We start from the raw sequence: 22,837 nt of genomic DNA, 5'->3' as shown, positions 1-22,837 counted from the left end.
TTTAATAAGATAAATTGAACAAATCACTTGTATGTGACTGTCGGTCATTGGGTTGCAACGGTTTCTTTTAATAAAAGGTATTATATTCTACGGGATTTTCGCACCAGGAAATTCCTGGCAAACGTTGGAAATATACACGTTCAAAAAAACGGCGTTTCAACTTTACGGGTTTACCAAACTATTTAAAAATTAAGATGTTAAATAAAATAATAGAATTTTCCATAAAAAACAAACTCATCATTATTTTAATGACGCTGGGGTTGATCGTTTATGGCCTGTTCGAACTTAGAAAGCTGCCCATTGACGCTGTGCCGGATATTACCGACAATCAGGTGCAGATCATTACTGTTTCGCCCAGTTTGGGCGCACCGGATGTGGAGCGTTTCATTACCTTTCCGCTGGAGCAAACCAATTACAACATTCAGGGAATAAAGGAAATGCGGAGTTTTTCGCGCTTCGGACTGTCGGTCATCACCATCGTTTTCGATGATCAGATCGACCTGTACCTGGCGCGTCAGCAGGTCGCGGAACGTTTACAGCAGGTGTCAAAAGACATTCCCACGAGTTTAGGTGTGCCGCAAATGGCACCGATCTCTACAGGTTTGGGCGAAATTTACCAATATGTGGTGCGCCCCAAAAAAGGATACGAACACCGTTATGATCCCATGCAGCTCCGGACAATTCAGGACTGGATCGTGCGCCGGCAGTTACTGGGAACTCCCGGTGTTGCCGACGTGGCGAGTTTTGGTGGCTATCTGAAACAATACGAAGTCGCCATCAATCCGGCGGTTTTAAAATCAATGGGCGTTACGATCAGCGAAGTTTTGGATGTGCTCCAGAAAAACAACCAGAATACCGGCGGAGCGTATATCGAAAAAGGTCCAAGTGTTCTGTTTATCCGCACTGAAGGACTGATGAACAAGATCTCCGACATTGAGAATACGGTCGTCAAGAACCTGCCCGACGGCACTCCTGTCCTCATTAAAAACATAGGGAAAGTTCAGTACGGAACGGCGATTCGCTATGGAGCCATGACTTATAACGGCGAAGGCGAAGTTGCCGGTGCAGTGGTCATGATGATGAAAGGTGCCAATTCCAACGAAGTCATTAAGAATGTAAAAGCCAAAATTGCGGAAATCCAGAAAACACTTCCCGAGGGCGTGAAGATCGAAGCTTTTCTCGACCGCACCAAGATGGTCAATAACGCGATAAGTACAGTCAGTAAAAACCTGACAGAAGGCGCTCTTATCGTGGTTTTTATTCTGGTTCTGTTTCTCGGTAATTTGCGCGCGGGTTTCCTGGTGGCCTCTGTGATTCCGCTTTCAATGCTCTTCGCCGTAATAATGATGAATATTTTCGGCGTTTCCGGTAATTTGATGAGTCTGGGAGCGCTGGATTTTGGACTTATTGTTGATGGCGCTGTGATTATCGTCGAAGCTGTGCTGCACCGCTTCAGGCATGTTACTCATTTTCGGGATCAAAAGATATCGCAGGAAATGATGGACCGCGAAGTCTACACTTCGTCATCTAAAATGATGAATTCCGCGGTCTTTGGCCAGATCATCATACTTATCGTTTATCTGCCTGTTTTAAGTTTGCAGGGAATTGAAGGTAAGATGTTCAGACCGATGGCGCAAACCGTGATCTTTGCGCTGATCGGTGCATTTATCCTTTCGCTGACATACATCCCGATGATGAGCTCCCTTTTCTTATCTAAAAAAGTAGAGGTCAAAAAAACCTTCTCAGATAAAATGATGGGTGTACTCGAACGCTTTTACCACCGGACATTAAATTTGGTTGTACGCATTCCCAATATGGTCTTTTTTAGTGTCGTCGGTTTGTTCATCATTTCGGTGATCGTGATGTTGAGGCTGGGTGGCGAATTTATACCCTCTTTGCCTGAAGGTGATTTTGCGGTGGACACAAGGGTGCTGCCGGGTAGCAACCTTAAAACTTCGACCGATGCTGTTTTGCGTTCGCAGAAGATACTGTTGAAAAAGTTTCCGGAGATCGAGAAGATCGTCGGCAAGACCGGCAGCAGCGAAATACCTACTGATCCTATGCCGATCGATGCCAGCGATATCATGATCATTTTAAAACCACGGAAAGAGTGGACTTCTGCCAAAACCTACGATGAACTCTCTGCAAAAATGTCTGCGGAACTCAGGAAAAATTTAATTGGCGTCACGTATTCTTTTCAGTATCCTGTGGCGATGCGTTTTAATGAACTGATGACCGGCGCGCGACAGGATGTGGTTTGTAAGATCTTTGGTGAAAACCTGGACACTCTGAAAGTGTACGCTGAAAAACTGGGCGACATTGCCAAGAAGATCAACGGCGCGCAAAATATTTACGTCGAACCCATCTCAGGAATGCCCCAGATTGTCATCACCTATCACCGGGAAGCATTGTCGCAGTATGGTTTAAACGTTGATCATCTGAACGGCGTGGTCAACACGGCATTTGCCGGCCAGTACACAGGTTCTGTTTTTGAGGGCGAGAAAAAATTTGATCTTGTAGTCCGTCTTGACGGGGAACAGCGTAAAAATGTAGAGGATGTCAACCACCTTCTGATAGCCACGCCCGGCGGAACTGAGATCCCGCTAAGTACGGTGGCCACTGTTGCTTTGAAGGAAAGTGTGAACCAGATTCAGCGGGAAAATGCGCAGCGCAGAATTATTGTGGGCTTCAATGTCAGAAACCGCGATATACAGTCGACTGTTAAGGATCTGCAGCAAAAAGTGGAAAGCGATTTTAAACTGCCGCCCGGATATTCAGTGACCTACGGTGGAACTTTTGAGAATCTTCAGCAGGCCAAATCCCGCCTGATGATCGCTGTGCCGATCAGTTTACTTCTCATTTTGCTGATGTTGTATTTCGCATTTAATTCCATTAAATATGGCCTGCTCATATTCTCTGCAATCCCGCTTTCAGCCATCGGCGGCATCCTTTCTTTATGGCTTCGCGACATGAATTTCAGTATTTCGGCAGGTGTCGGATTTATCGCCCTTTTCGGTGTCGCGGTTTTAAACGGAATTGTTCTTATCGCTGAGTTCAACCAACAGCGGTTAAATCACGCGGATCTGAAAGAAGCTGTGAAAACCGGCGGACGTACGCGCTTAAGACCTGTGCTGATGACCGCGCTGGTCGCATCGCTTGGTTTTTTGCCAATGGCGCTCAGCACCGGCGAAGGTGCAGAAGTTCAGCGGCCACTCGCAACGGTGGTGATCGGCGGTTTACTGCTGGCTACTTTTTTAACACTTTATTTATTACCGTTGATGTACATCTGGTTTGAGAATAACTTCCCGGACCGACGAAAAAAAATCGAGATCGTAAGTGAAGACGAAGATGGATATAAAATCTGACATCACAGTTTTCTTAAAACGTATAACTCCAAAAAATTAAAATCAGAAAAATGGAACAATTTATAACGATAGCCGCCACATTTTTTATATTCATTTCTCCGGTAATTGATGCGCAAACGCCCATCTCCCTGGAAAACGCGTATAAAAAGGCGCTCGAGAACAATCTGGACCTGAAGACAGGAAAACTGCATATCGACTATCAGGACAGGATCAAAGGATCCTATGCCGTTATCGATCCATTGCGAATTTCCGGCGAGGTGGGTCAGATCAGTTCAGCATACACCGATAATAAATTTTCGGTGGAGCAAACGCTAAGAATGCCCGGTTTTTACAAAAGCCAGCAAAAGGTTTTGGCCGCGCAGCAGAAAAATGCAGTTCTCTCGCTGGAAGTTCAGAAATGGCAGTTAAAGCGGGAAATTGCACTGCTCTACAACGAACTGAACTATCAGTCCGAAAAGGAAAAACTATTGTTGAAAGCGGATTCGCTTTATGTTAATTATTACCGGCGGGCAGCTCTTCGGCTGAAAAAAGGGGAGAGCAACATTCTGGAAAAAACAACTGCCGAAAATTACAGAAGTCAGGCGCGGATCCAGCTGGAAAATTTAAAGAAAGACCGCGAGATCAGCCTTTATCAGTTTAATTACCTGCTTAACGATGAGGTTGCGTATGACATTCAACCCTCTGGATTCTATCACTCCTTTCCGGATGAAAGTCAATTTTCCGGTTGCGGATCAATACCGCTTCAACATTTGGAAGAGCAGAAAAATATAGAAAAGGCCAAACTGAATGCTGAAAAATCTAAACTTCTGCCGACAATAAGTCTCACGTATAATAATGCCAGTATGTTTGGCAACGGCGCAGACAATCACTTTTACGGTCGGTCTGCGAGATTTCATTCGGGTATGATCGGTGTCGGAATTCCTTTTTTTAATGGCGCACAGAAATCGGTAATGGAGGGCCAGAAGATCATTATTCTCATTGCAGAAAACAATTATGAAGTTGCTTACAAGATCCTTAAAAACCAATATCAAGTTTCATTCAGCGCTTTTGAAAAATTAAAAAATGAAACCGACTATTATAAAACCGAAGGTTTAAAAAATGCCGAAACCATCCTGAAAACAGCTGACCGGCTGTATTCGGAAGGCGAGATCAACTATTTGGAATGGTCGATACTCGTCAGTCAGAGTCTTGACATTCAGAACAGATTCATCGACGCACAGAAAGCCCTTAACGAAAAAGTCATCGAACTTAACCACTTAACAGATTCTTCTTTAAAAACAAATTAAAATGAAAAAATTTACAGCACTTCACCGCTTACTCCACTGGATATCTGCTTTCGCCATACTGGTATTATTCACCACGGGTTTTCTGCGCATTTTCTGGATGAGCAAAGCATCCATAACCGCTGCGGTAACGAAAGATCCGCAGATACAAAATCTAAATCTGAACAGGGACAGTTTGCGGACCATTGCGCATTCCCTGCAGGATCCCATGTTTCAGTGGCATATTTACGCAGCCTATCTGATCACTTTTGCGTTTGTTGTGCGGATTATTTATATGCTCATGAAAGGGATTGAATTTCCCAATCCTTTTTCGAAAAATGTGACCATGAACGACCGTTTTCAGGGAATGACCTATGTTCTGTTTTATGCTTTCGTTGCCCTGCAGATCGTTACCGGCGGGATTTTAAAATTTGATATCGGTCCAGATTCGCTCAGTGGAATTGCCGAAACCACTCATAAACTGGCGGTTTATTGGGCACCACTTTTTATTTTAGTCCATTTTGCAGGCATTGCGATCTCGGAAAGTATTAACAGGAAAGGCATCTCCTCCAAAATGATCGGTGGAGATTCCGAATAATTTTTTAAATATGAAAAAAGTTTTTTTGATCCTCCTAAGCCTGCTGAGTTTCTCCTGTTCCACCAAGGAAACAGCCGAAGAGATTCCGCCGACAGTTTCCGGAGACCAGGTTACGCTCACCGATGTTCAGATAAAAAATTCGGGAATCGAAAGCAGTGTTTTGGGAAACCTGGATATTGCGCATAAGATCACCCTAACCGGTCAGGTCGATGTACCACCGCAGGCAATGGCGAGCGTGTCTGCTCCAAGCGGTGGCTATGTACGCGTTTCCAGATTTATGCCGGGAAATTACGTAAAGAAAGGCCAGGTCCTGGCACAGCTGGAAAATCCGGAGCTTGTAGAGCTGCAGCAGGATTATCTGCTGTATAAATCCAATCTGCAATATGCGCAGCAGGATTATCTGCGCCAGAAAGAACTGAATGAGAATAAAGCGAGTTCCGACAAAGTCACGCAGAAATCACTAAACGAAGCGCAAAACCAGAATATCCTGCTCAAAAGTACAGCGCAGAAACTTGCAGCGGTCGGCATTAATCCATTAACGCTAAGTCCGAATAATATCAGGCGCACTTTTGCTGTTACAGCACCGATATCAGGATATATTTCCAGCGTGAATGTAAATATTGGGCAGTTCGTGTCGCCCGTAGAAAAAATGTTCGATATTGTGAATACGGAAGACCTTCATCTGGCGTTGAAAGTTTTTGAAAAAGACCTAAGCCGCATATCTGCAGGTCAGAAGGTTTTTGCATTCACCAACCAAGATCCCGAAAAGAAATATGAAGCGCGTGTTTTCCTAATCGGAAAGGATTTTGCGCCGGACCACAGCGTTCTGGTCCATTGCCATTTCGTCGTTGAGGCGACTGCACTGATTCCCGGCACGTTTATGAATGCTGAAGTGGAGGCGGATCCTGAAGTCGGAACCGTGATCCCGGATGATGCGGTGGTCACCTGGGAGGAAAAGCAATATGTTTTCGAAGAAGTAAAACCGAAGGTCTTCCGAATGTTCCAGGTTGAAATCGGTAATGCCGAAAACGGATGTACCCAACTCCTCAACATAAATGATAAAAGCAGAAAATTTGTAACCAAAGGTGCTTATCAGTTATTGATGGCACTTAAGAATGTGGAAGATTAGTGGTATTGTGGACTTGTCATATAAAAAATGACATAAAAAAAGCAGTCAGAAATCTGACTGCCTTTAAGTTTTTGTATTCCCAATGATTATTTAACCATTGTAGAATCTGTTGCAACAGGCGCTACAACTGCAGCGGAATCAACCATTGCGCTGTCCTGAGTCATTACTGCAGACGAATCAGCAACTACTGTATCTACGTCGTTACTTACTTCTTTTTTTGCGCAGCTTGCCAAAATTAATCCACCGATGAAGGCGATTGCTAATACTTTTTTCATGTTTTAATTATTTCGTGCAAAAATATATTATTTTTGCTGTTGTATCAAACATTTAAGAAAAAATAATAGTTTTTTTGAATTACAGCTTCATGCTAATTAAACTGAAAATATTTTTCTAATTTAAAAAACATTTCTATATTTGCTGCGATGAACAGTAGAACAAACAATACTTGGTGGTGGCATTCAAACTTTTTTAAGGTCTGAAGCAAATCTTGTATTCTGTTTGTAATAACATATAAAAGACTTTGACGGGACCCGTTGAAGTCTTTTTTTTATGCTTAAAATTTATCCTGCCCTCACAACCACAACAAATACCTGAAAAATAAAATGAATTTCGATACGGTTACCCCTTTACGTACCAGCATAAAAACTGTGATGAGCGATCTGTTCACGCCTGTAGGAATTTACCTGCGGCTTCGGGATCAGTTTCGCGACACCATTTTGCTCGAAAGCGCCGGAAATCAGAATGCCGGTAATAACTTTTCGTTCATCGCAGTGAATGCCATTGCGGGGATAGAAGTGACGGATTACACCGAGGCCGAAATAAAATTCCCGCTCGAAAGTCCGAAGAAGATCAGCATTGAAAATGAAAAGCTGACCGATCTGCTGCAGAATTTCTCAAAATCTTTCCAGTGCGCGGAACCGACATTAGAAATCGGAAAAATGGCGCAGGGATTTTTTGGATATACTTCCTATGATGCCGTCCCTTTTTTCGAAGACATTAAATTTAAAGAGCTTTCGCCCGAGAATAAAATCCCACTTTTGCGCTACCGTCTTTATCAGTATGTGATCGCCATCAATCACCACAACGATGAAATGTTCCTACTCGAAAATAAGATCAACGGTCTGAAATCGGAAATGCTCACACTGGAAAACATCATTCAGCAAAAAAATGCACCGGTTTTTCCTTTTGAAACTGTGGGCGACGAACTTTCCAGTCTCACCGACAGTGAATATACCAACCTTGTAGAGCTCGCCAAAAAACACTGTTTCCGCGGCGATGTGTTTCAGTTGGTACTGAGCCGCCGTTTTGAACAGAAATTTAAAGGTGATGAATTCAATGTATACCGCGCATTGCGGAATATCAACCCTTCGCCATATCTTTTTTATTTTGATTATGGTGATTATAAGTTAATGGGTTCCAGCCCCGAAAGTCAGCTGATCATTAAAGACCGGCAGGCGGTGATTCACCCGATTGCCGGCACATTTAAACGAACGGGAAATCTTGAAGATGATCTGAAATCTGCAGAAGCCTTAAAAAAAGATGCAAAGGAAAATGCAGAACATACGATGCTCGTAGACCTGGCGCGCAACGATCTCAGTGTTTTAGGAAAAAATACCGAAGTCTCGAAATTGAAGGAAATCCAGTTTTTCTCCCACGTCATTCACATGGTCTCGGAAGTTACTGCCGAAGTTCTGGATGATCAGAATCCGTATGAAATGATCGCAACCACTTTCCCACAGGGAACTTTAAGCGGTGCGCCAAAATATAAGGCGATGGAACTTATCGATTCATATGAAAAAACCTCGCGCGGTTTTTATGGTGGCTGTATTGGCTTTGTCGGTTTCGATGGCAGCTGCAATCTCGCGATCATGATCCGCACTTTTCTTTCTAAAAACAATACGCTCTATTCCCAGGCCGGCGCAGGAATCGTGGCGAAATCCGCTGCCCAGAATGAACTTCAGGAAGTGAACCATAAACTGAACGCCTTAAAAACCGCTGTAAAAAAGGCTGAATCCCTTTAATAAGAACAAAATGAAAATACTGGTATTTGATAATTACGACAGTTTCACGTACAATCTCGTGCAGATGACTGAAAAAATTGCCGGCAAAAAAGTAGATGTGTTCCGGAATGATCAGATCGCTCTGGCAGAAATTGAAGAATATGACAAGATCATTTTGTCGCCCGGACCTGGAATCCCGGAAGAGGCGGGTATTTTGCTCGAAGTCATAAAGAAATACGCGCCCGTAAAGTCGATTTTTGGGGTTTGTCTGGGACAGCAGGCCATTGCGCAGGCTTTCGGTGGCAGTTTAATTAATCTGTCGGAAATCTTTCATGGTGTGGCAACCGATGTGGAGATCACTGCAGAAGGTACGAAGCTTTTCAAGGACCTGCCACAGACCTTCGCCGCGGGACGTTACCATTCCTGGGCGGTGGATCCGGAAACATTTCCTGCCGAGCTGGAAATCACCGCGACAGACAGGGACGGAATGATCATGGCTTTGCAGCACCGGAAATATGATCTGCATGCTGTACAGTTTCACCCCGAAAGTATTCTGACGCCCAACGGTTTCGAAATCATAAAAAATTTTATAAAAAACTGAATTGTCTGCCCGCGGAGTCTGCAAGAGGGATCGCAGTGGAAATCCTTTTGTGAGGAACGAGCAAAAGATTGCAGCGAAGAGCCCGACCCGGGATGCGGGAAAAGCTTCGGCGAGGGGCTTGCCCAAAAAATAATTAAAATGAAAGAGATCTTACAATATTTATTTAATCACAATACGCTGATGAAAGTGGAGGCGAAAGCGATCCTGATGGAGATCGCACAGAATAAATTCAATGAAAATGAGGTCACCTCGTTTGTTACCGTATTTCTGATGCGTACCATCACGCTGGACGAACTTGAAGGTTTCCGGAACGCGCTTCTGCAGCTGGCAAAACCTATAGATTTGGGCAGCGGTCTGGTAGACATCGTGGGAACGGGCGGCGACGGGAAAAATACATTCAATATCTCCACGCTTTCTGCTTTTATAGTGGCGGGAGCGGGACAAAAGGTAGCGAAACACGGCAACTACGGTGTTACGGCGATTTCGGGATCTTCAAATGTTTTGGAGGAACTGGGCTATCGTTTTAAAAACTGTGAGGAAGAGTTACGGGCGGAACTGGAAACTGCGAACATCTGTTTTCTGCACGCACCACTTTTTCATCCGGCTCTTAAGGCGGTGGCGCCGCTCAGAAAAGGTTTGGGACTTCGTACATTTTTTAATGTTTTGGGACCGCTGGTGAATCCCGCCCGAGCTGAGTTTCCGATGATTGGCGTCTATAACCCGGAGATCGCCAGAATTTATCAGTATTTGCTGCAGAAACAGAGTGGCAACTTCATGCTTGTGCATGGTTTAGATGGGTATGATGAAATTTCACTCACCGGCGATACCAAGATATTTACCAAAACCGGTGAGCAGATTTACTCGGCACAGGAGCTGGGCTTTAAAAATGTCGTTGCTGAAAGTCTCTCCGGTGGGAAAACGAAAACCGAAAGTGCTGAAATTTTTCTGAATATTCTGAAAGGAAACGGAACCGAACCGCAAAATGCAGTTGTCCTCGCCAACGCAGCAAAAGCACTGGAGAACACCGCGAAATTCGGGAATTATGCAGCATGTCTGGACCGGGCGAAAGAAAGCCTGGAAAGCGGCAAAGCGCTGACCAGTTTAAAACTTATCACAGCTTAGTATGAATATTTTAGAACAAATCACTGCACGTAAAAAAGCAGAGGTGGAGACTGCAAAAATAGTACAGTCGAAGGAAGAATTAAAGGATTCAGAGTTTTTCACGCGCGGAACCTTATCATTAAAAAAGTCGGTTAGGGAAGGCAGCGGAATTATTGCGGAGTTTAAAAGAAAATCACCTTCCAAGGGTATTATTAATGACAAGGTTACTATTGTAGATGTATCACAATCTTATGAAAAAGTCGGTGCCAGCGGTATTTCCGTACTCACGGACGGGGATTTTTTTGGCGGAAGTTTCGGGGATATTTTGGCCGCAAGAAAAACGGTGCAGATTCCAGTTCTACGAAAAGATTTCATGATCGATGAATATCAGTTCTATGAAGCCAAAGCGTTGGGAGCCGACGTAGTTTTGCTGATTGCGGCATGTCTTTCGCCAGCGCAGGTTCAGGAATTTACAGATCTTGCCCACGAACTTGAACTGGAGGTATTGCTGGAGATCCATACTGAGAATGAACTGCACCATTTTAATAGAAAAGTTGATCTCGTGGGTATCAACAACCGGAACCTCAAAGATTTCAAGGTGGATCTGCAACATTCCGTGGATTTAAAAAATATTTTGCCAACTGATGTCATTACAATTGCCGAAAGTGGAATTAACAGCATTTCGGATTATCAGTATTTGAAAGAAAAAGGTTTTGACGGATTTTTAATGGGTGAGTTTTTCATGAAAAACGACAATCCGGGAATGGCATTCGAAGATTTCATGCTGAAAAAGGACAGTCTGAAGAGGCGAAGCGTATAAACTTAAAAACCGGGAATGGCAGTTCTAAAAAAGATAACAGAACCAGGACAGAAATCCCGCGGAAATTTTAGAAATCTCAGAAAAATTTGTCAATGGAAAATTTGAAACTGAAAATTTGTGGCCTAACGAAGCTTCCCCAAATTCAGGAATTGTGTGGAGAGGTGGATTTTCTGGGTTTTATATTTTACGAAAAATCGCCGCGTTACGTTTTAAATTCACTGACTTTAAATGAAGTAAAAGCGATTCAACATCCCGGGAAAGTCGGTGTTTTTGTAAACGAAGAACTGGAAAACATTGTAGCCACAGAACAAAAAGCGGACTTAAATTATATACAGCTGCACGGTGATGAAAACGCGGCTTTCATATCTGACCTTAGAGAAGAACTGTCTCCTGAAACCCGCATCATTAAAGCACTAAGAATCGGCACTGAAAGCACCGCGGACCTGCAAAAAAAATTGGATGATCTGTTTTCACCTGTTGATTATTTCCTTTTCGATACCGATTCCAAATCTTTTGGCGGCACAGGAATGACCTTCGACTGGGAGGTTTTGAAAGGACTGGATATCAGGAAACCGTATTTTTTAAGCGGCGGGATTTCCCCTGAAAGCCTGGAGCGTTTACAGGACTTATATAAAATTAATATGCGCGAAAACGAAACTTTGCCAAAACTTAAACTGCCTCTCGCTCTGGATATCAATTCCAGATTTGAATTTGAGCCCGGCGACAAGGATACCGAAAAAATAAAAAGCTTTAAAAGAGCCATCTCAGCGCTTTCGCAACTTTGTTAAAATTGATCTGCATGAAAACAAAACGTAATAAAGTTTGCAACAGTTCCCGGAACCACCTGAAATTGCGAGGTCACTGCTTTTAAAAAAAAGAGATAGAAAAATGCATTACAGAAGTTAAAAATAAATTATGAATACATACAAAAACCCCGACGAAAAAGGCTATTACGGTGACTTTGGCGGTGCTTTCGTGCCGGAAATGCTGTTTCCGAACGTGGAGGAATTGCAGGTAAAATATTTAGATATCATCAATTCCGAAAGTTTTCAGAAAGAGTTTCGCGGACTGCTTACAAATTATGTCGGCCGGGCAACACCCTTATATTTTGCCGAAAATTTGAGCAAAAAATATGGAGCGCAGATTTATTTAAAGCGCGAGGACCTGAATCACACCGGCGCGCACAAGATCAATAATGCGCTGGGGCAGGTTTTACTGGCCAAAAAACTGGGTAAGAAACGGATCATCGCCGAGACCGGTGCAGGGCAGCACGGCGTAGCGACTGCCACAGCCTGTGCGCTGATGAATTTGGAATGCATCATCTACATGGGCGAAGTCGATATTGCCAGGCAGGCCCCAAATGTGGGGCGCATGCAGATGCTCGGCGCCACCGTAATTCCCGCCACATCAGGCTCGCGCACGCTGAAAGACGCGGTGAATGAAGCTTTGCGCGACTGGATCAATAATGCTGCTGATACACACTATATCATTGGCAGCGTAGTCGGGCCGCATCCTTTTCCCGATTTGGTGGCGCGCTTTCAAAGTATAATTTCCGAAGAGATCAGGTGTCAGCTGCAGGAAAAAATTGGCCGCCCAAACCCGGATTATGTAATTGCCTGCGTGGGCGGCGGAAGCAATGCTGCGGGCGCGTTCTATCATTTTGCCGACGAGAAGGAGGTAAAACTTATTGCGGCCGAGGCCGGTGGTTTGGGTGTGGATTCCGGCAAGTCGGCGGCCACCACTTTTCTTGGGACTTTGGGTGTTTTACACGGCAGCAAAAGTATTGTCATGCAAACAGGCGATGGCCAGGTCATTGAGCCGCATTCGATTTCGGCTGGGCTGGATTACCCCGGCATCGGGCCGTTTCATGCCAATTTATTTATGCAGAAAAGGGCGGAGTTTTACAGTATTACCGATGAGGAAGCACTGCGATCAGCTTTTGAACTGACAACGGCCGAGGGTATAATTCCCGCGCTGGAAAGTGCACATGCGCTGGCGGTGTTGGCGAAGAAAAAATTTGCAGAAAGCGATGTTGTGGTGATTTGCCTGAGCGGGCGCGGCGACAAAGACATGGAAACCTATCTTTCAGTACTTGAAAGTGATGATTTATAGCAGCTATTTTTTGGGCGACTTTTTCCGCCCTCCGTTCCCGCTTCCCACGCCTGAAGCGGCGCGGGAGAGCTCCACTCAGGTCGGGTCGCAATGCCCGCATTTTACAAAATATTCATTAATAATAAATTATGGACAATAATATTTCGGCAGATAATATACACAGACCAAACACAAAGAAACTCAACATTTATTTCACGGCTGGAGTTCCGAATTTGGGCGACACCGCAGAAATCCTGAAACTCATTCAGAATTCCGGCGCAGATTTCATCGAGATCGGAATGCCGTATTCAGATCCCGTGGCTGACGGACCTGTGATCCAGAAAGCCCACGAAAGGTCACTTGCCAACGGCATGACGATGGCCAAACTCTTTGCGCAGTTAAAGCTGGTGAAAGATGAAATTAAAATTCCGCTGGTGCTTATGGGCTACATCAATCCGGTTCTCAGTTTTGGCTTCGAAAAATTCTGTAGCGAGTGTCGCGACTCAGGCATTTCCGGTTTGATCATTCCGGATCTTCCGCCGGTGGAATATGAAAAAAGCTACCGCCAGATACTTGCCGCTTACGGTTTAAATTTCATCTTCCTCGTTACACCGGAAACTTCCGATGAACGCATCCGATATCTCGACTCCCTGAGTTCCGGTTTTTTATACGCAGTTTCAAGTTCATCTACAACCGGCAATGATAACAAGGAAGTAAAAAACGGGGACTATTTAAACAGGCTTTCAGCACTCAGTTTAAAAAATCCAGTTTTTATCGGTTTTGGGATCAAAGACAGAACAGATTTTGAGAGTGTGACCGAAAAAGCTGCAGGTGGGATCATCGGCACGGCTTTCGTAAAAATCCTTCTCGAAAATAAAGACTGGCAGCAGAAAGCCGGCGATTTTATTCGCAGCATAAAAAACTAATTATCGTAAATTTGGGCTGCAGTTCCAGCAAAATGATGATAACTGTTTTTGTCCACTTAAAGATTTTGAAAAAAAACCGGGGCGACCGCCGGAAATTAAAGAAACCCTTAGGACTGAAGAGCAACAAAGTTTTAGATAAAAAACATTAATTACAAATGACTTACACGCAAAACAGGAACGTTCACTTTCAGGATCTTGGTTTAATGGATTACCCCGAAGCGTTTTCTTATCAGGAGAAACTGATGAATGAGATCATTGCGCTCAAAATGAGAAACAGGAATTCCGCGGACGGGAACCCGGAACTCACGCCCAATTATCTTTTGTTTGTAGAACATCCGCACGTGTACACGCTCGGAAAATCCGGCCACGACGATAATATGCTCGCGAACGAAAAAAAGTTGGCGGAAATTAATGCGACATTTGTAAAAACAAACCGCGGCGGCGATATCACGTATCACGGTTTTGGTCAGCTGGTAGGATACCCGGTTCTGGATCTTGATAATTTCAAATCCGACATTTTTCTGTACCTCCGGAATCTGGAGGAAGTCATCATCCGCGTTCTGGCAGAATATAATTTACGCGGCGAGCGCAGCGAAGGCGAAACCGGTGTTTGGCTGGATGTGGGAAAACCTTACGCACGTAAGATCTGCGCCATGGGTGTGAAAACCTCAAAATGGGTAACCATGCACGGATTTGCGCTGAATGTAAATACCGATCTGCGCTATTTCGAGTATATTATTCCCTGCGGGATCAAAGATAAAGCTGTGACTTCGCTTCAGCGCGAACTTGAACGCAAGTTCACCGACCGGGAAACTGCGGAAGTCAAAGAAAAAGTTAAGAAGCATTTCCGCGAAGTATTTGAAGCGGAGATTTTTTAACTTTTAGCGGCACTTCCTAGAAAATCTTCGCTCCTTTAAATACTTTGATTTCTCCGGCCAGAAATGGTGCGATCGCCTTTCGGAATATTTCTAAATGTGTGCTTTTATCATGCAGTTGGTGGTCTTCTACCGACTCCCAAAGTTCCGACAGGAAAAAAACACCTTCGTCACCGTTATCTTCTATAAGGCCGTAGAGCAGACAGCCCTTTTCTTTGCGGGTTTCAGTAACAACTCTTTTGAAAAGTTCCACCGCTTCAGCAGTTTTTTCTTTCTGAACAGGAAACAACGCCACGATATATAAATTCTCCATGATTTTAATTTAAAACAAATTTAACCAAAGCCGCGCAATGTAAGTTCATTAAATGATCCGGTGACATGCACCATTTTTCCGACAAAAAATCATTGCATAAAACTCAAAAAACAACCTTATAAATTCGCATTTCTTTAATCCACAAAAATTTTTATCTTTGTAAAAACCGAAAATAAAATGGCAGAATATAAGTTATTACTTCCTTCAATGGGAGAAGGCGTGATGGAGGCAACAATTATCAGTTGGCTGTTCAATGAAGGAGATCAGGTAAATGAAGACGATTCTGTTGTAGAGATTGCGACCGACAAAGTAGATTCAGACGTACCGACACCCGTTTCGGGGAAAATCGTAAAGATCCTAAAACAAAAAGATGAGGTCGCCAAGATCGGTGAAGCCATTGCGGTTTTAGAAGTTTCAGGCGCTGGCGAGGCTTTAGCTGAGCAACCGCAGGAACCGAAATCTGCCGGCGAAGTGGAAACTCAAATTCCCAACGTAGAGCCCGACGTAGTAAAAGGTCTTGAGGAAGCACTTCACAGTTCTGCCGCAGCAACCGGTTTTGCAGGATCAGACAGGTATCTGTCGCCGCTTGTGAAATCTATCGCGCAGCAGGAAAATATCTCGGAAAACGAACTGCAGTCTATAAAAGGCAGCGGTCTGGAAGGCAGAATTACCAAAGAAGATATTCTTACATTCGTTGCGAACCGGCCAAAAGCAGGCACCACGCCAGCCGCAGAAACTCCAACTCCTGTAGTTGTCCAGGCACCAAAACCCGCGGCCGCACCTGTGAAAATTGGCGCCGGCGACGAGATTATTCAAATGGACCGCGTTCGGAAGATCATTGCCGACGCCATGGTAAATTCCAAACACACTGCGCCGCACGTCACCTCATTCATTGAGTCCGACGTTACCAATGTGGTAAAATGGCGTACAAAACACAAAGATATCTTCGAAAAGAGAGAAGGCGAAAAACTAACCTACATGCCGATTTTCGTGAAAGCTATTGTTAAAGCCATTCAGGATTTCCCTATGATCAACGTTTCTGTAGATGGCGATAAAATCATTAAAAAGAAAAACATCAATATCGGTATGGCCACCGCTATGCCCGACGGGAATCTTATCGTTCCGGTTATTAAAAATGCCGATCAGCTCTCACTTTCCGGCCTGGCCAAAGCCATCAACGATCTTGCCTTCCGCGCGCGAAATAAAAAACTGAAGCCCGAAGAAACCCAGGGCGCTACGTACACGATCTCTAATGTGGGTGGATTCGGAAACCTTATGGGCACGCCGATCATTCCACAGCCACAGGTCGCAATTCTCGCCGTTGGTGCAATTGTGAAAAAACCGGCAGTCCTGGAAACCAAAGACGGCGACGTGATCGCGATCAGAAATCTCATGTTTATGTCGCATTCCTACGATCACCGCGTGGTAGATGGCTCGCTAGGCGGTATGTTCCTGAAACATGTACACGATTACCTGGAAAACTGGGATATGAATACCGAAATATAAACTGCAGAAATGCATTTTTAAAAATCAACCTTCAGGAATTTTCTGAAGGTTTTTTTTAGGAGCTTATTCCCGCTTTCGCTACTCGCTTCCCGCGCCGGTTTCGGCGCGGGAGAGCTCAAACACGCCGCTCAATCGGGGCTAGGGTTGGGATTTTTATATAAAATCTTCGCAAAATCACTACATTTGACTCTTCAAAAAAAACAACTATGTTCACTATTCGAAAAGCTACCCCAGACGATTCATCACTTATTTTTGATTTAATAACGCAGCTTGCAGTTTATGAAAAAATGGAAAACGATGTGGTAACTACTGTGGAGGAACTGCGCGAAAATGTTTTCAGCCGCAAATATGCCGAAGTCATTATCGCCGAAGAAGACGGTGTTCCGGTAGGCTTCGCGCTTTACTTTTTTAATTTTTCAACCTTCGTGGGAAAGCCGGGACTTTACCTGGAAGACCTTTACGTAAAACCAGCGCACCGCGGAAAAGGCTATGGTAAAAAACTGTTCGCCGAACTTTCCAAAATTGCCGTCAGCAAAAACTGCGGCAGAATGGAGTGGTCGGTGCTTGACTGGAACACGCCGGCAATTAAATTCTACGAATCACTTGGTGCGAAACCTATGGATGAATGGACTGTTTTCCGCCTCGGTGCGAAGGAAATTGCACATTTAGCGGAATAAAAAAAGTTTTTAGTAGATTTTAGCGATCTCGCCACAAAGCCACTCGAGCATGTCGCGGTCTTCCTGCGTAAAAGGATCGATGCTGTGCGAATCGATATCGATCTGGCCGATATTTTCACCGTTTTTAATGATTGGAACTACAATCTCTGCCTTCGTATCAATTGAGCAGCTGAGGTAATTGTCCTGTGCATAAACATCGGGCACCACGAAGGTTTCTCCGGATTCGGCTACCTGTCCGCAAATGCCTTTACCAAAAGGGATCACAGTATGATCGGTTTCTGCGCCTACATAAGGTCCCAGGATCAACTCGTTTTTGTCGCCGTTTTTAAAATAAAAACCCGTCCAGTTAAAATACGGTATTTCCTGATCCAGCAGATGACAAATCTTCTGCAGTTTATCGGTCATATGATGAGTTGGGCTTTCTAGAATTGAAGAAAGACGCTTTTTTATTTCTGACATTTCTGTAAGTTTTAGGAAAATTCTTTGAGTTTAAGTTCTTCTTTGTAGCCGAACATGCCGCGTTCGCGGATCATGGGGGCAACTTCTTCGGGCACCTGGTTTTCCCAGCCGCTCTCGTGATTGGCGATCTTGCTCAGGATTTCGCGCGAGTAGATCTCCGAGTAATCCGGATTGTAATCTACAATATCGATAATGCGCTGATTGAGTTTGAAGTATTTGTACAGTTCTTTAAGGTTACCGCTGACTTTTAAATTATTTGAGGTGAGCAGTTCATGTGTTTCCGGATCTTTGTACGGATATAAATACACAGTCATGTCTTTTCTGAAGAATTTACCGAACGCCTCCAGGATTCCCCCGGAAAGATTCTTGTAATAATTCTCATCGAAAACATCGAGCAGATTGTTTACGCCCATTGCAACACCGAGTTTCCCGCCGGTATAGTTGGCAAAATAATCGATCAGTCGGTAATATTCGGAAAAGTTTGAAATGATCACCGTATAACCGAGTTTGGCCAAAATATCAACCCTGTCCAGAAAATCTCTTTCGTCGATATCACCGGCAGCTCGCAGATTGGAAATCGTGATCTCAAACAGAACAACAGTTCCCTCCAGACTGCAGCCGAATTCATTCATAAACATATTGAGACCTTTCTCAAACATGTCAATATTTACCAGAGTGACGGGTCGGAAACTGCCTCGCACGGCGAAAATATCGCGTTTGTATAGAATGTCTGCCGGCAGCATATTGTTCCCCTGAGAGTTGAATATTACCGCATCGGTCATGCCATTTTTTACAAGCTGCAGACTCATCAACCTGTTATCGACATACGTAAAAGCCGGTCCGCTGAAGTCAACCATATCTATCTCCACGTTATCGGTTGAAATATCATCATATAGAGAATCCAGAAGACGACGCGGATTGTCGCTGTAATTAAATGCGCCGTAAATTAAATTTACGCCAAGTCCACCAAGCGTTTCCTGCTGCAGCGTGGCATCGTTCTCATTGAATTTTACATGAAATACGATTTCGTTATAATCTTCATTTTCATCAAGTTGGAACCGCAAACCGACCCAGCCGTGGCCTTTCATGGTTTTATCGAAATTGATGGTGGTCACTGTATTTGCGTAGGAAAAGAATTTTCTGCCGGGTGCATTTTCGCGTGACAGTCTTTCTTCAATAAGTGATACTTCGTAGCGAAGCATCTTGCGCAGGCGGTTTTGGGTGACATATCTGTTTTTGACTTCTTTACCGTAAATCGCGTCGCTGAAATCTTTATCATAGGCCGACATTGCCTTTGCAATAGTCTGGGAAGCTCCGCCAGCGCGGAAAAAATGCCGCACCGTTTCCTGACCTGCGCCAATTTCGGCAAAAGTTCCGTAAATATTCGGGTCCAGATTTATCGCGAGGGCTTTCTGCTTGGGAGTTAATTTCGGTGGAATCACAGGAATTCAAATTTTTTGTAAAAATACAATTTATTGCAGGAATATGCCACTTTCCGATTACCTGGATGCAGCTGGTTTTTGTCAGGTTTGCCGGTTCAGTTGATGTTATTCATTTAAATACAGACAGTTAACTTATTATTCCCCAAGCTTTATCGGAAATATCCGGATTCTCATTCTCCCAATTTATTTTATGTTAAAGGTATATTGATAAGAAATGATATTCGGCCGATATTTACACACGCTGAATTTTGTAAATTACCTGCTCTAAATAAAAAGAATGAAGTTAAAATTTCTGGGAACCGGAACTTCGCAGGGTGTACCTGTAATCGGCTGCCACTGCGAAGTCTGTACGTCGGCTGATCTGCACGATAAAAGGTATCGCTCTTCCGCACTGATTACAACAGACTCCGGTGGAAAGATCCTTATTGACTGCGGACCGGATTTCCGTATGCAGATGCTGGATAACAACGAAGAACACGTGGATGCGGTTTTACTCACGCACGAACACAATGACCATGTGATCGGGCTGGATGATATGCGCCCGCTTATTTTCCGCAGTGGACAGAATATGCCACTGTTCTGTAACCATAGAGTGGGCGCCGAAGTGAGGCACCGTTTTCCTTATGCTTTTGCCGACGTGAAATATCCCGGCGCACCCTCGTTCGACATGCATGAAATCCGGGATAACTTTGAGTTATGCGGCACACTGGTTGAACCCATAAATGTGATGCATTATAAAATCCCGATCTATGGCTATAAATTTAAGAAACTGGCATATATCACAGATGCAAGTTTTATCAGTGAAACTGAAAAGGAAAATTTGCAAGACCTCGATTTTTTAATTCTGAACTGCATACGCAAAGAGGAACTGCACAACGCTCATTTCATTTTGCCACAGGTTCTTGATCTTTTTGAAGAGCTGAAACCCCGAAATATGTTCCTTACCCATATTTCGCATCATTTGGGAACGCATTCTGACACGCAGGCAGATTTGCCGCAAAACGTATATCTTGCGTACGATGGCCTGGAGCTGACTTTTTAGTGATAAAATGGACCATTAAATCTTGCGGTTAAAAATCGCTGAAATTATCGTAAAAATAATTTCACCGAAAAAAAAATAATTCTATATTTGCAATCCCAATTACAGGCCCGGTTGGCGGAATTGGTAGACGCGCTAGACTCAAACTCTAGTATCGCAAGATGTGCCGGTTCGATTCCGGCACCGGGTACAAAACCTCTGATTTTTCAGAGGTTTTTTTGTTTTTTATTAATCAGAATATAAGTATGGGAAGCAAGCGCAAAATTAGTTACACTGTGTATCTATTGTACGTGGCTTCTTCATAAAAAGGCGCCAGCTTAAAATCTTCCTGCGTAATGTTTTGCTTAAACAAAGCGTCGTCCGACCTTGGTGTTTATCCTTTAGTAATAATTTTACACTGATTAAAAGCCAGATTATCAGCTAACTTTTATCAGGTTTTTAAATGCCTGTTTAATTTATGTTAGGAATTCTTTAAGAGTATGTCTATTTCCTTAATCGATTACATCTAAAACTCACGATTGCTGACTTTTTATTTAAAAATAATCTTAATATTTTATTAAATATTTATTATTTAGAATTAATTGATATTAATCATGTACTATAACTCATGCAAAATTGTGAAATCTTCAACTATTGATTTACCTTTGTACAAGAAATCAGAACAGGAAATAAAGAAAAATTTAAAAATCAATTGTTATGAAAAATGTTGTTAACTTCAAAAACCTACTCTTAGTTTTCGGCTTAGCTTCAGGTTTAATGTCTGCTCAGAAAATTTCAAGTAACCAGGTGAAAACTACCGTTGAGGGAACCTCTACCATGCATGACTGGACAATGGTTTCCACCGCAGGTACTTTCTCCGGCAACGTTTCAGGAAACAGCATCACAGACATCCAATATGTAATGGCTGCCAAATCACTGAAAAGCGGAAAAGGTCCTATGGATTCTAATGCTTACAAAGCGCTGCAGGCGGATAAACATCCGAACATCACATTTACTGCTTCAAGTGTTAATGTAGGTAAAGGTACTATGTCAGGCAAACTTACCGTAGCCAACGTTACCAAAAACGTAACCTTCCCCGTTACAGTAGCCAAAAACGGTGCTGCATACACCATCACCGGTGTTGAAACCATAAAGATGACTGAATATGGAGTTACTCCACCATCATTTATGATGAACACAGTGAAAACCGGTAACGACTTGAAGATTACCGTAAGCCTTACTGCGAAATAAACAAACAATTATAAAAATTTAAAATTTAGACACATGAAAACTATGTTAATCAGAGCATCAATGCTCGCAGTATTAGTGACAGGAGTTAACTTTGTCAGTGCGCAGGAAGTAGCAACTTCTATGAGAGACTATCTGGCTCCCGAAAAAGCCGCCAGAAATGTTTTCGAAGATCCCAAAGTGGAATCTCCGGATTTCGATGGCATCAAAGTTTCTGTAGGTGGCGATTTTGCCTTACAGTTTCAGGGCCTGGAACATTCTACCAAAGCACCTTCACTCGGCGTACTTACCGGAACTACCACTCCTAATGCGCTGGTGGATATGGGTAAAGATTTTAACCTGCCAACCGCAAACTTAGATTTGAATGCATATCTGGGTAAAGGTTTAAAAATGCACCTCAGAACTTACCTTTCTGCACGTCACCACAATGAATCATGGGTGAAAGGTGGATACATTCAGGTTGATAACCTTGATTTCATTAAAGAAGGTTTTGCTTCTGAGATCATGAAATATGCAAGGGTAAAAATCGGTATGGATGAGATCAATTACGGTGATGCCCACTTCCGACGAACCGATAACGCTGAAGCCATCAATAATCCTTTTGTAGGGAATTATATTATGGACAGTTTTACAACCGAGGCTTTTGGTGAAGGTTATTTATTCTACAAAAATTTTATAGGTGTTTTAGGTGTATCCAACGGGAAATTAAACCAGACACCGGTAAAAACAGCCAAACAGTATTCACCATCCGTATACGGAAAGATTGGATATGACAAACAGATCGATCAGGATCTGAGAGTGAGATTAACAGGATCTTATCTGCAGACCAATGGCGATAACAACGCAAACCTGTATAGCGGCGACCGCGGTGGCTCCAGATATTACTACGTTCTTTTAACCCAGAACGATGCTATGGGCGAATCTAACCAGGCAACCGGTAGGTTTAACCCAGGTTTCAAAGATGTGAGAGCTTTCCAGGTAAACCCGTTTGTAAAATATCAGGGACTTGAATTCTTCGGAATTTACGAATACGTAACGGGAATCAAAGGAACTTCTGCAACCAAAGGAAACTACACCCAACTTGGCGGCGAATTGCTCTACAGATTGGGCGGACACGAACAGTTCTACCTGGGCGGCAGATATAATACTGTAACCGGAAAAGACAATGATACCGCAGTTGAAAGAAAAATCGACAGACTGAATCTTGGCGGCGGTTGGTTCATGACCAAAAATGTACTTGCTAAAGTAGAGTATATTACTCAAAAGTATAATGATGATGCAGTTTGGGGTGCAACAAGTGCACTAAGAGGCGGTAAGTTCAATGGCTTTATGTTCGAAGCAACAATAGGTTTCTAATTTTTAAATTTTTTGGAAAAGGGATCCAGTATCCCTTTTCCTTTTTATTT

General features: G+C 43.5%; 21 protein-coding genes and 1 tRNA gene. 18 read left to right on the top strand and 4 right to left on the bottom strand.

Going from position 1 to position 22,837, the window contains the following annotated elements:
* Positions 1-194: 194 nt before the first annotated feature.
* The 4 genes from H562_RS0104025 to H562_RS0104010 are packed head-to-tail and all read left to right on the top strand — an operon-like array spanning position 195 to position 6,354.
* The gene (locus tag H562_RS0104025) at positions 195-3,365 is read left to right on the top strand and encodes an efflux RND transporter permease subunit (protein ID WP_027376328.1); all 3,171 of its coding nucleotides are present in this window, start codon (positions 195-197) and stop codon (positions 3,363-3,365) included.
* Between the two features lie 50 nt (positions 3,366-3,415).
* Positions 3,416-4,651: a TolC family protein gene (locus H562_RS15520; RefSeq protein ID WP_034690636.1), complete on the top strand. Its 1,236-nt coding sequence runs from the start codon at positions 3,416-3,418 to the stop codon at positions 4,649-4,651.
* A 1-nt stretch (position 4,652) separates the two neighbouring features.
* A complete protein-coding gene (locus tag H562_RS0104015) occupies positions 4,653-5,225 on the top strand; it encodes a cytochrome b/b6 domain-containing protein (RefSeq protein WP_034690633.1) in 573 nt (190 codons plus the stop codon).
* A gap of 10 nt (positions 5,226-5,235) precedes the next feature.
* On the top strand, positions 5,236-6,354 hold the full coding sequence (locus H562_RS0104010) for an efflux RND transporter periplasmic adaptor subunit (protein WP_027376325.1): 1,119 nt from the start codon (positions 5,236-5,238) through the stop codon (positions 6,352-6,354).
* An 86-nt stretch (positions 6,355-6,440) separates the two neighbouring features.
* Here the strand turns inward: H562_RS0104010 and H562_RS14620 are convergent, their stop codons facing one another.
* The gene (locus H562_RS14620; protein WP_034690630.1) at positions 6,441-6,629 is read right to left on the bottom strand and encodes a hypothetical protein; all 189 of its coding nucleotides are present in this window, start codon (positions 6,627-6,629) and stop codon (positions 6,441-6,443) included.
* Positions 6,630-6,956: 327 nt separating this feature from the next.
* Here H562_RS14620 and H562_RS0104000 point away from each other — a divergent pair, with 327 nt between their 5' ends.
* The 8 genes from H562_RS0104000 to lipB all read left to right on the top strand — a co-directional run bounded on the left by H562_RS0104000 (position 6,957) and on the right by lipB (position 14,771).
* Entirely contained in the window at positions 6,957-8,375 is a 1,419-nt protein-coding gene (locus tag H562_RS0104000; protein ID WP_027376324.1) for an anthranilate synthase component I family protein, read from the top strand.
* A gap of 10 nt (positions 8,376-8,385) precedes the next feature.
* Complete coding sequence (locus H562_RS0103995; RefSeq protein ID WP_027376323.1) at positions 8,386-8,955, top strand: anthranilate synthase component II; 570 nt, start codon at positions 8,386-8,388, stop codon at positions 8,953-8,955.
* Between the two features lie 138 nt (positions 8,956-9,093).
* Positions 9,094-10,077: an anthranilate phosphoribosyltransferase gene (gene trpD / locus H562_RS0103990; protein ID WP_027376322.1), complete on the top strand. Its 984-nt coding sequence runs from the start codon at positions 9,094-9,096 to the stop codon at positions 10,075-10,077.
* Between the two features lies 1 nt (position 10,078).
* Positions 10,079-10,876 carry an indole-3-glycerol phosphate synthase TrpC gene (gene trpC / locus H562_RS0103985; RefSeq protein ID WP_027376321.1) on the top strand — a complete coding sequence of 266 codons (798 nt, stop codon included), beginning with the start codon at positions 10,079-10,081 and terminating at the stop codon, positions 10,874-10,876.
* 92 nt (positions 10,877-10,968) lie between these two features.
* On the top strand, positions 10,969-11,664 hold the full coding sequence (locus H562_RS0103980; protein WP_034690626.1) for a phosphoribosylanthranilate isomerase: 696 nt from the start codon (positions 10,969-10,971) through the stop codon (positions 11,662-11,664).
* Positions 11,665-11,791: 127 nt separating this feature from the next.
* Entirely contained in the window at positions 11,792-12,988 is a 1,197-nt protein-coding gene (gene trpB, locus H562_RS0103975; protein ID WP_027376319.1) for a tryptophan synthase subunit beta, read from the top strand.
* A 128-nt stretch (positions 12,989-13,116) separates the two neighbouring features.
* Entirely contained in the window at positions 13,117-13,893 is a 777-nt protein-coding gene (trpA, locus tag H562_RS0103970; protein ID WP_051190384.1) for a tryptophan synthase subunit alpha, read from the top strand.
* 155 nt (positions 13,894-14,048) lie between these two features.
* On the top strand, positions 14,049-14,771 hold the full coding sequence (gene lipB / locus H562_RS0103960) for a lipoyl(octanoyl) transferase LipB (protein WP_027376317.1): 723 nt from the start codon (positions 14,049-14,051) through the stop codon (positions 14,769-14,771).
* A gap of 16 nt (positions 14,772-14,787) precedes the next feature.
* Here lipB and H562_RS0103955 read toward each other — a convergent pair whose 3' ends face one another.
* Complete coding sequence (locus tag H562_RS0103955) at positions 14,788-15,081, bottom strand: putative quinol monooxygenase (protein WP_027376316.1); 294 nt, start codon at positions 15,079-15,081, stop codon at positions 14,788-14,790.
* Positions 15,082-15,258: 177 nt separating this feature from the next.
* On the opposite strand from H562_RS0103955, the gene H562_RS0103950 reads away from it, so the two are divergent.
* Both H562_RS0103950 and H562_RS0103945 read left to right on the top strand, forming a co-directional pair.
* A complete protein-coding gene (locus tag H562_RS0103950; protein WP_027376315.1) occupies positions 15,259-16,587 on the top strand; it encodes a dihydrolipoamide acetyltransferase family protein in 1,329 nt (442 codons plus the stop codon).
* A gap of 206 nt (positions 16,588-16,793) precedes the next feature.
* Positions 16,794-17,264 (top strand): GNAT family N-acetyltransferase, encoded by a 471-nt coding sequence (locus H562_RS0103945; protein ID WP_027376314.1) that lies wholly within the window; start codon positions 16,794-16,796, stop codon positions 17,262-17,264.
* Positions 17,265-17,273: 9 nt separating this feature from the next.
* On the opposite strand, the gene H562_RS0103940 is transcribed toward H562_RS0103945, so the two are convergent.
* Positions 17,274-17,723, bottom strand: coding sequence for a GAF domain-containing protein (locus H562_RS0103940; RefSeq protein WP_027376313.1), 450 nt, complete (start codon positions 17,721-17,723; stop codon positions 17,274-17,276).
* A gap of 11 nt (positions 17,724-17,734) precedes the next feature.
* On the bottom strand, positions 17,735-19,171 hold the full coding sequence (locus H562_RS0103935) for a hypothetical protein (protein ID WP_027376312.1): 1,437 nt from the start codon (positions 19,169-19,171) through the stop codon (positions 17,735-17,737).
* Positions 19,172-19,442: 271 nt separating this feature from the next.
* Here H562_RS0103935 and H562_RS0103930 point away from each other — a divergent pair, with 271 nt between their 5' ends.
* The 4 genes from H562_RS0103930 to H562_RS0103915 all read left to right on the top strand — a co-directional run bounded on the left by H562_RS0103930 (position 19,443) and on the right by H562_RS0103915 (position 22,787).
* On the top strand, positions 19,443-20,207 hold the full coding sequence (locus H562_RS0103930) for an MBL fold metallo-hydrolase (RefSeq protein WP_027376311.1): 765 nt from the start codon (positions 19,443-19,445) through the stop codon (positions 20,205-20,207).
* Between the two features lie 105 nt (positions 20,208-20,312).
* Positions 20,313-20,394: transfer RNA gene (locus H562_RS0103925), tRNA-Leu, on the top strand.
* A gap of 506 nt (positions 20,395-20,900) precedes the next feature.
* Positions 20,901-21,434: a YceI family protein gene (locus H562_RS0103920; RefSeq protein WP_084466322.1), complete on the top strand. Its 534-nt coding sequence runs from the start codon at positions 20,901-20,903 to the stop codon at positions 21,432-21,434.
* 33 nt (positions 21,435-21,467) lie between these two features.
* Entirely contained in the window at positions 21,468-22,787 is a 1,320-nt protein-coding gene (locus H562_RS0103915; RefSeq protein ID WP_027376309.1) for a hypothetical protein, read from the top strand.
* Positions 22,788-22,837 lie beyond the last annotated feature (50 nt).

Origin of the sequence: Kaistella palustris DSM 21579 (genome assembly GCF_000422265.1) — a bacterium.
GTDB lineage: Bacteria > Bacteroidota > Bacteroidia > Flavobacteriales > Weeksellaceae > Kaistella > Kaistella palustris.
The sequence above is the reverse complement of the archived record's forward strand: the minus strand, read 5'-3'. Positions and strand labels throughout refer to the sequence as shown.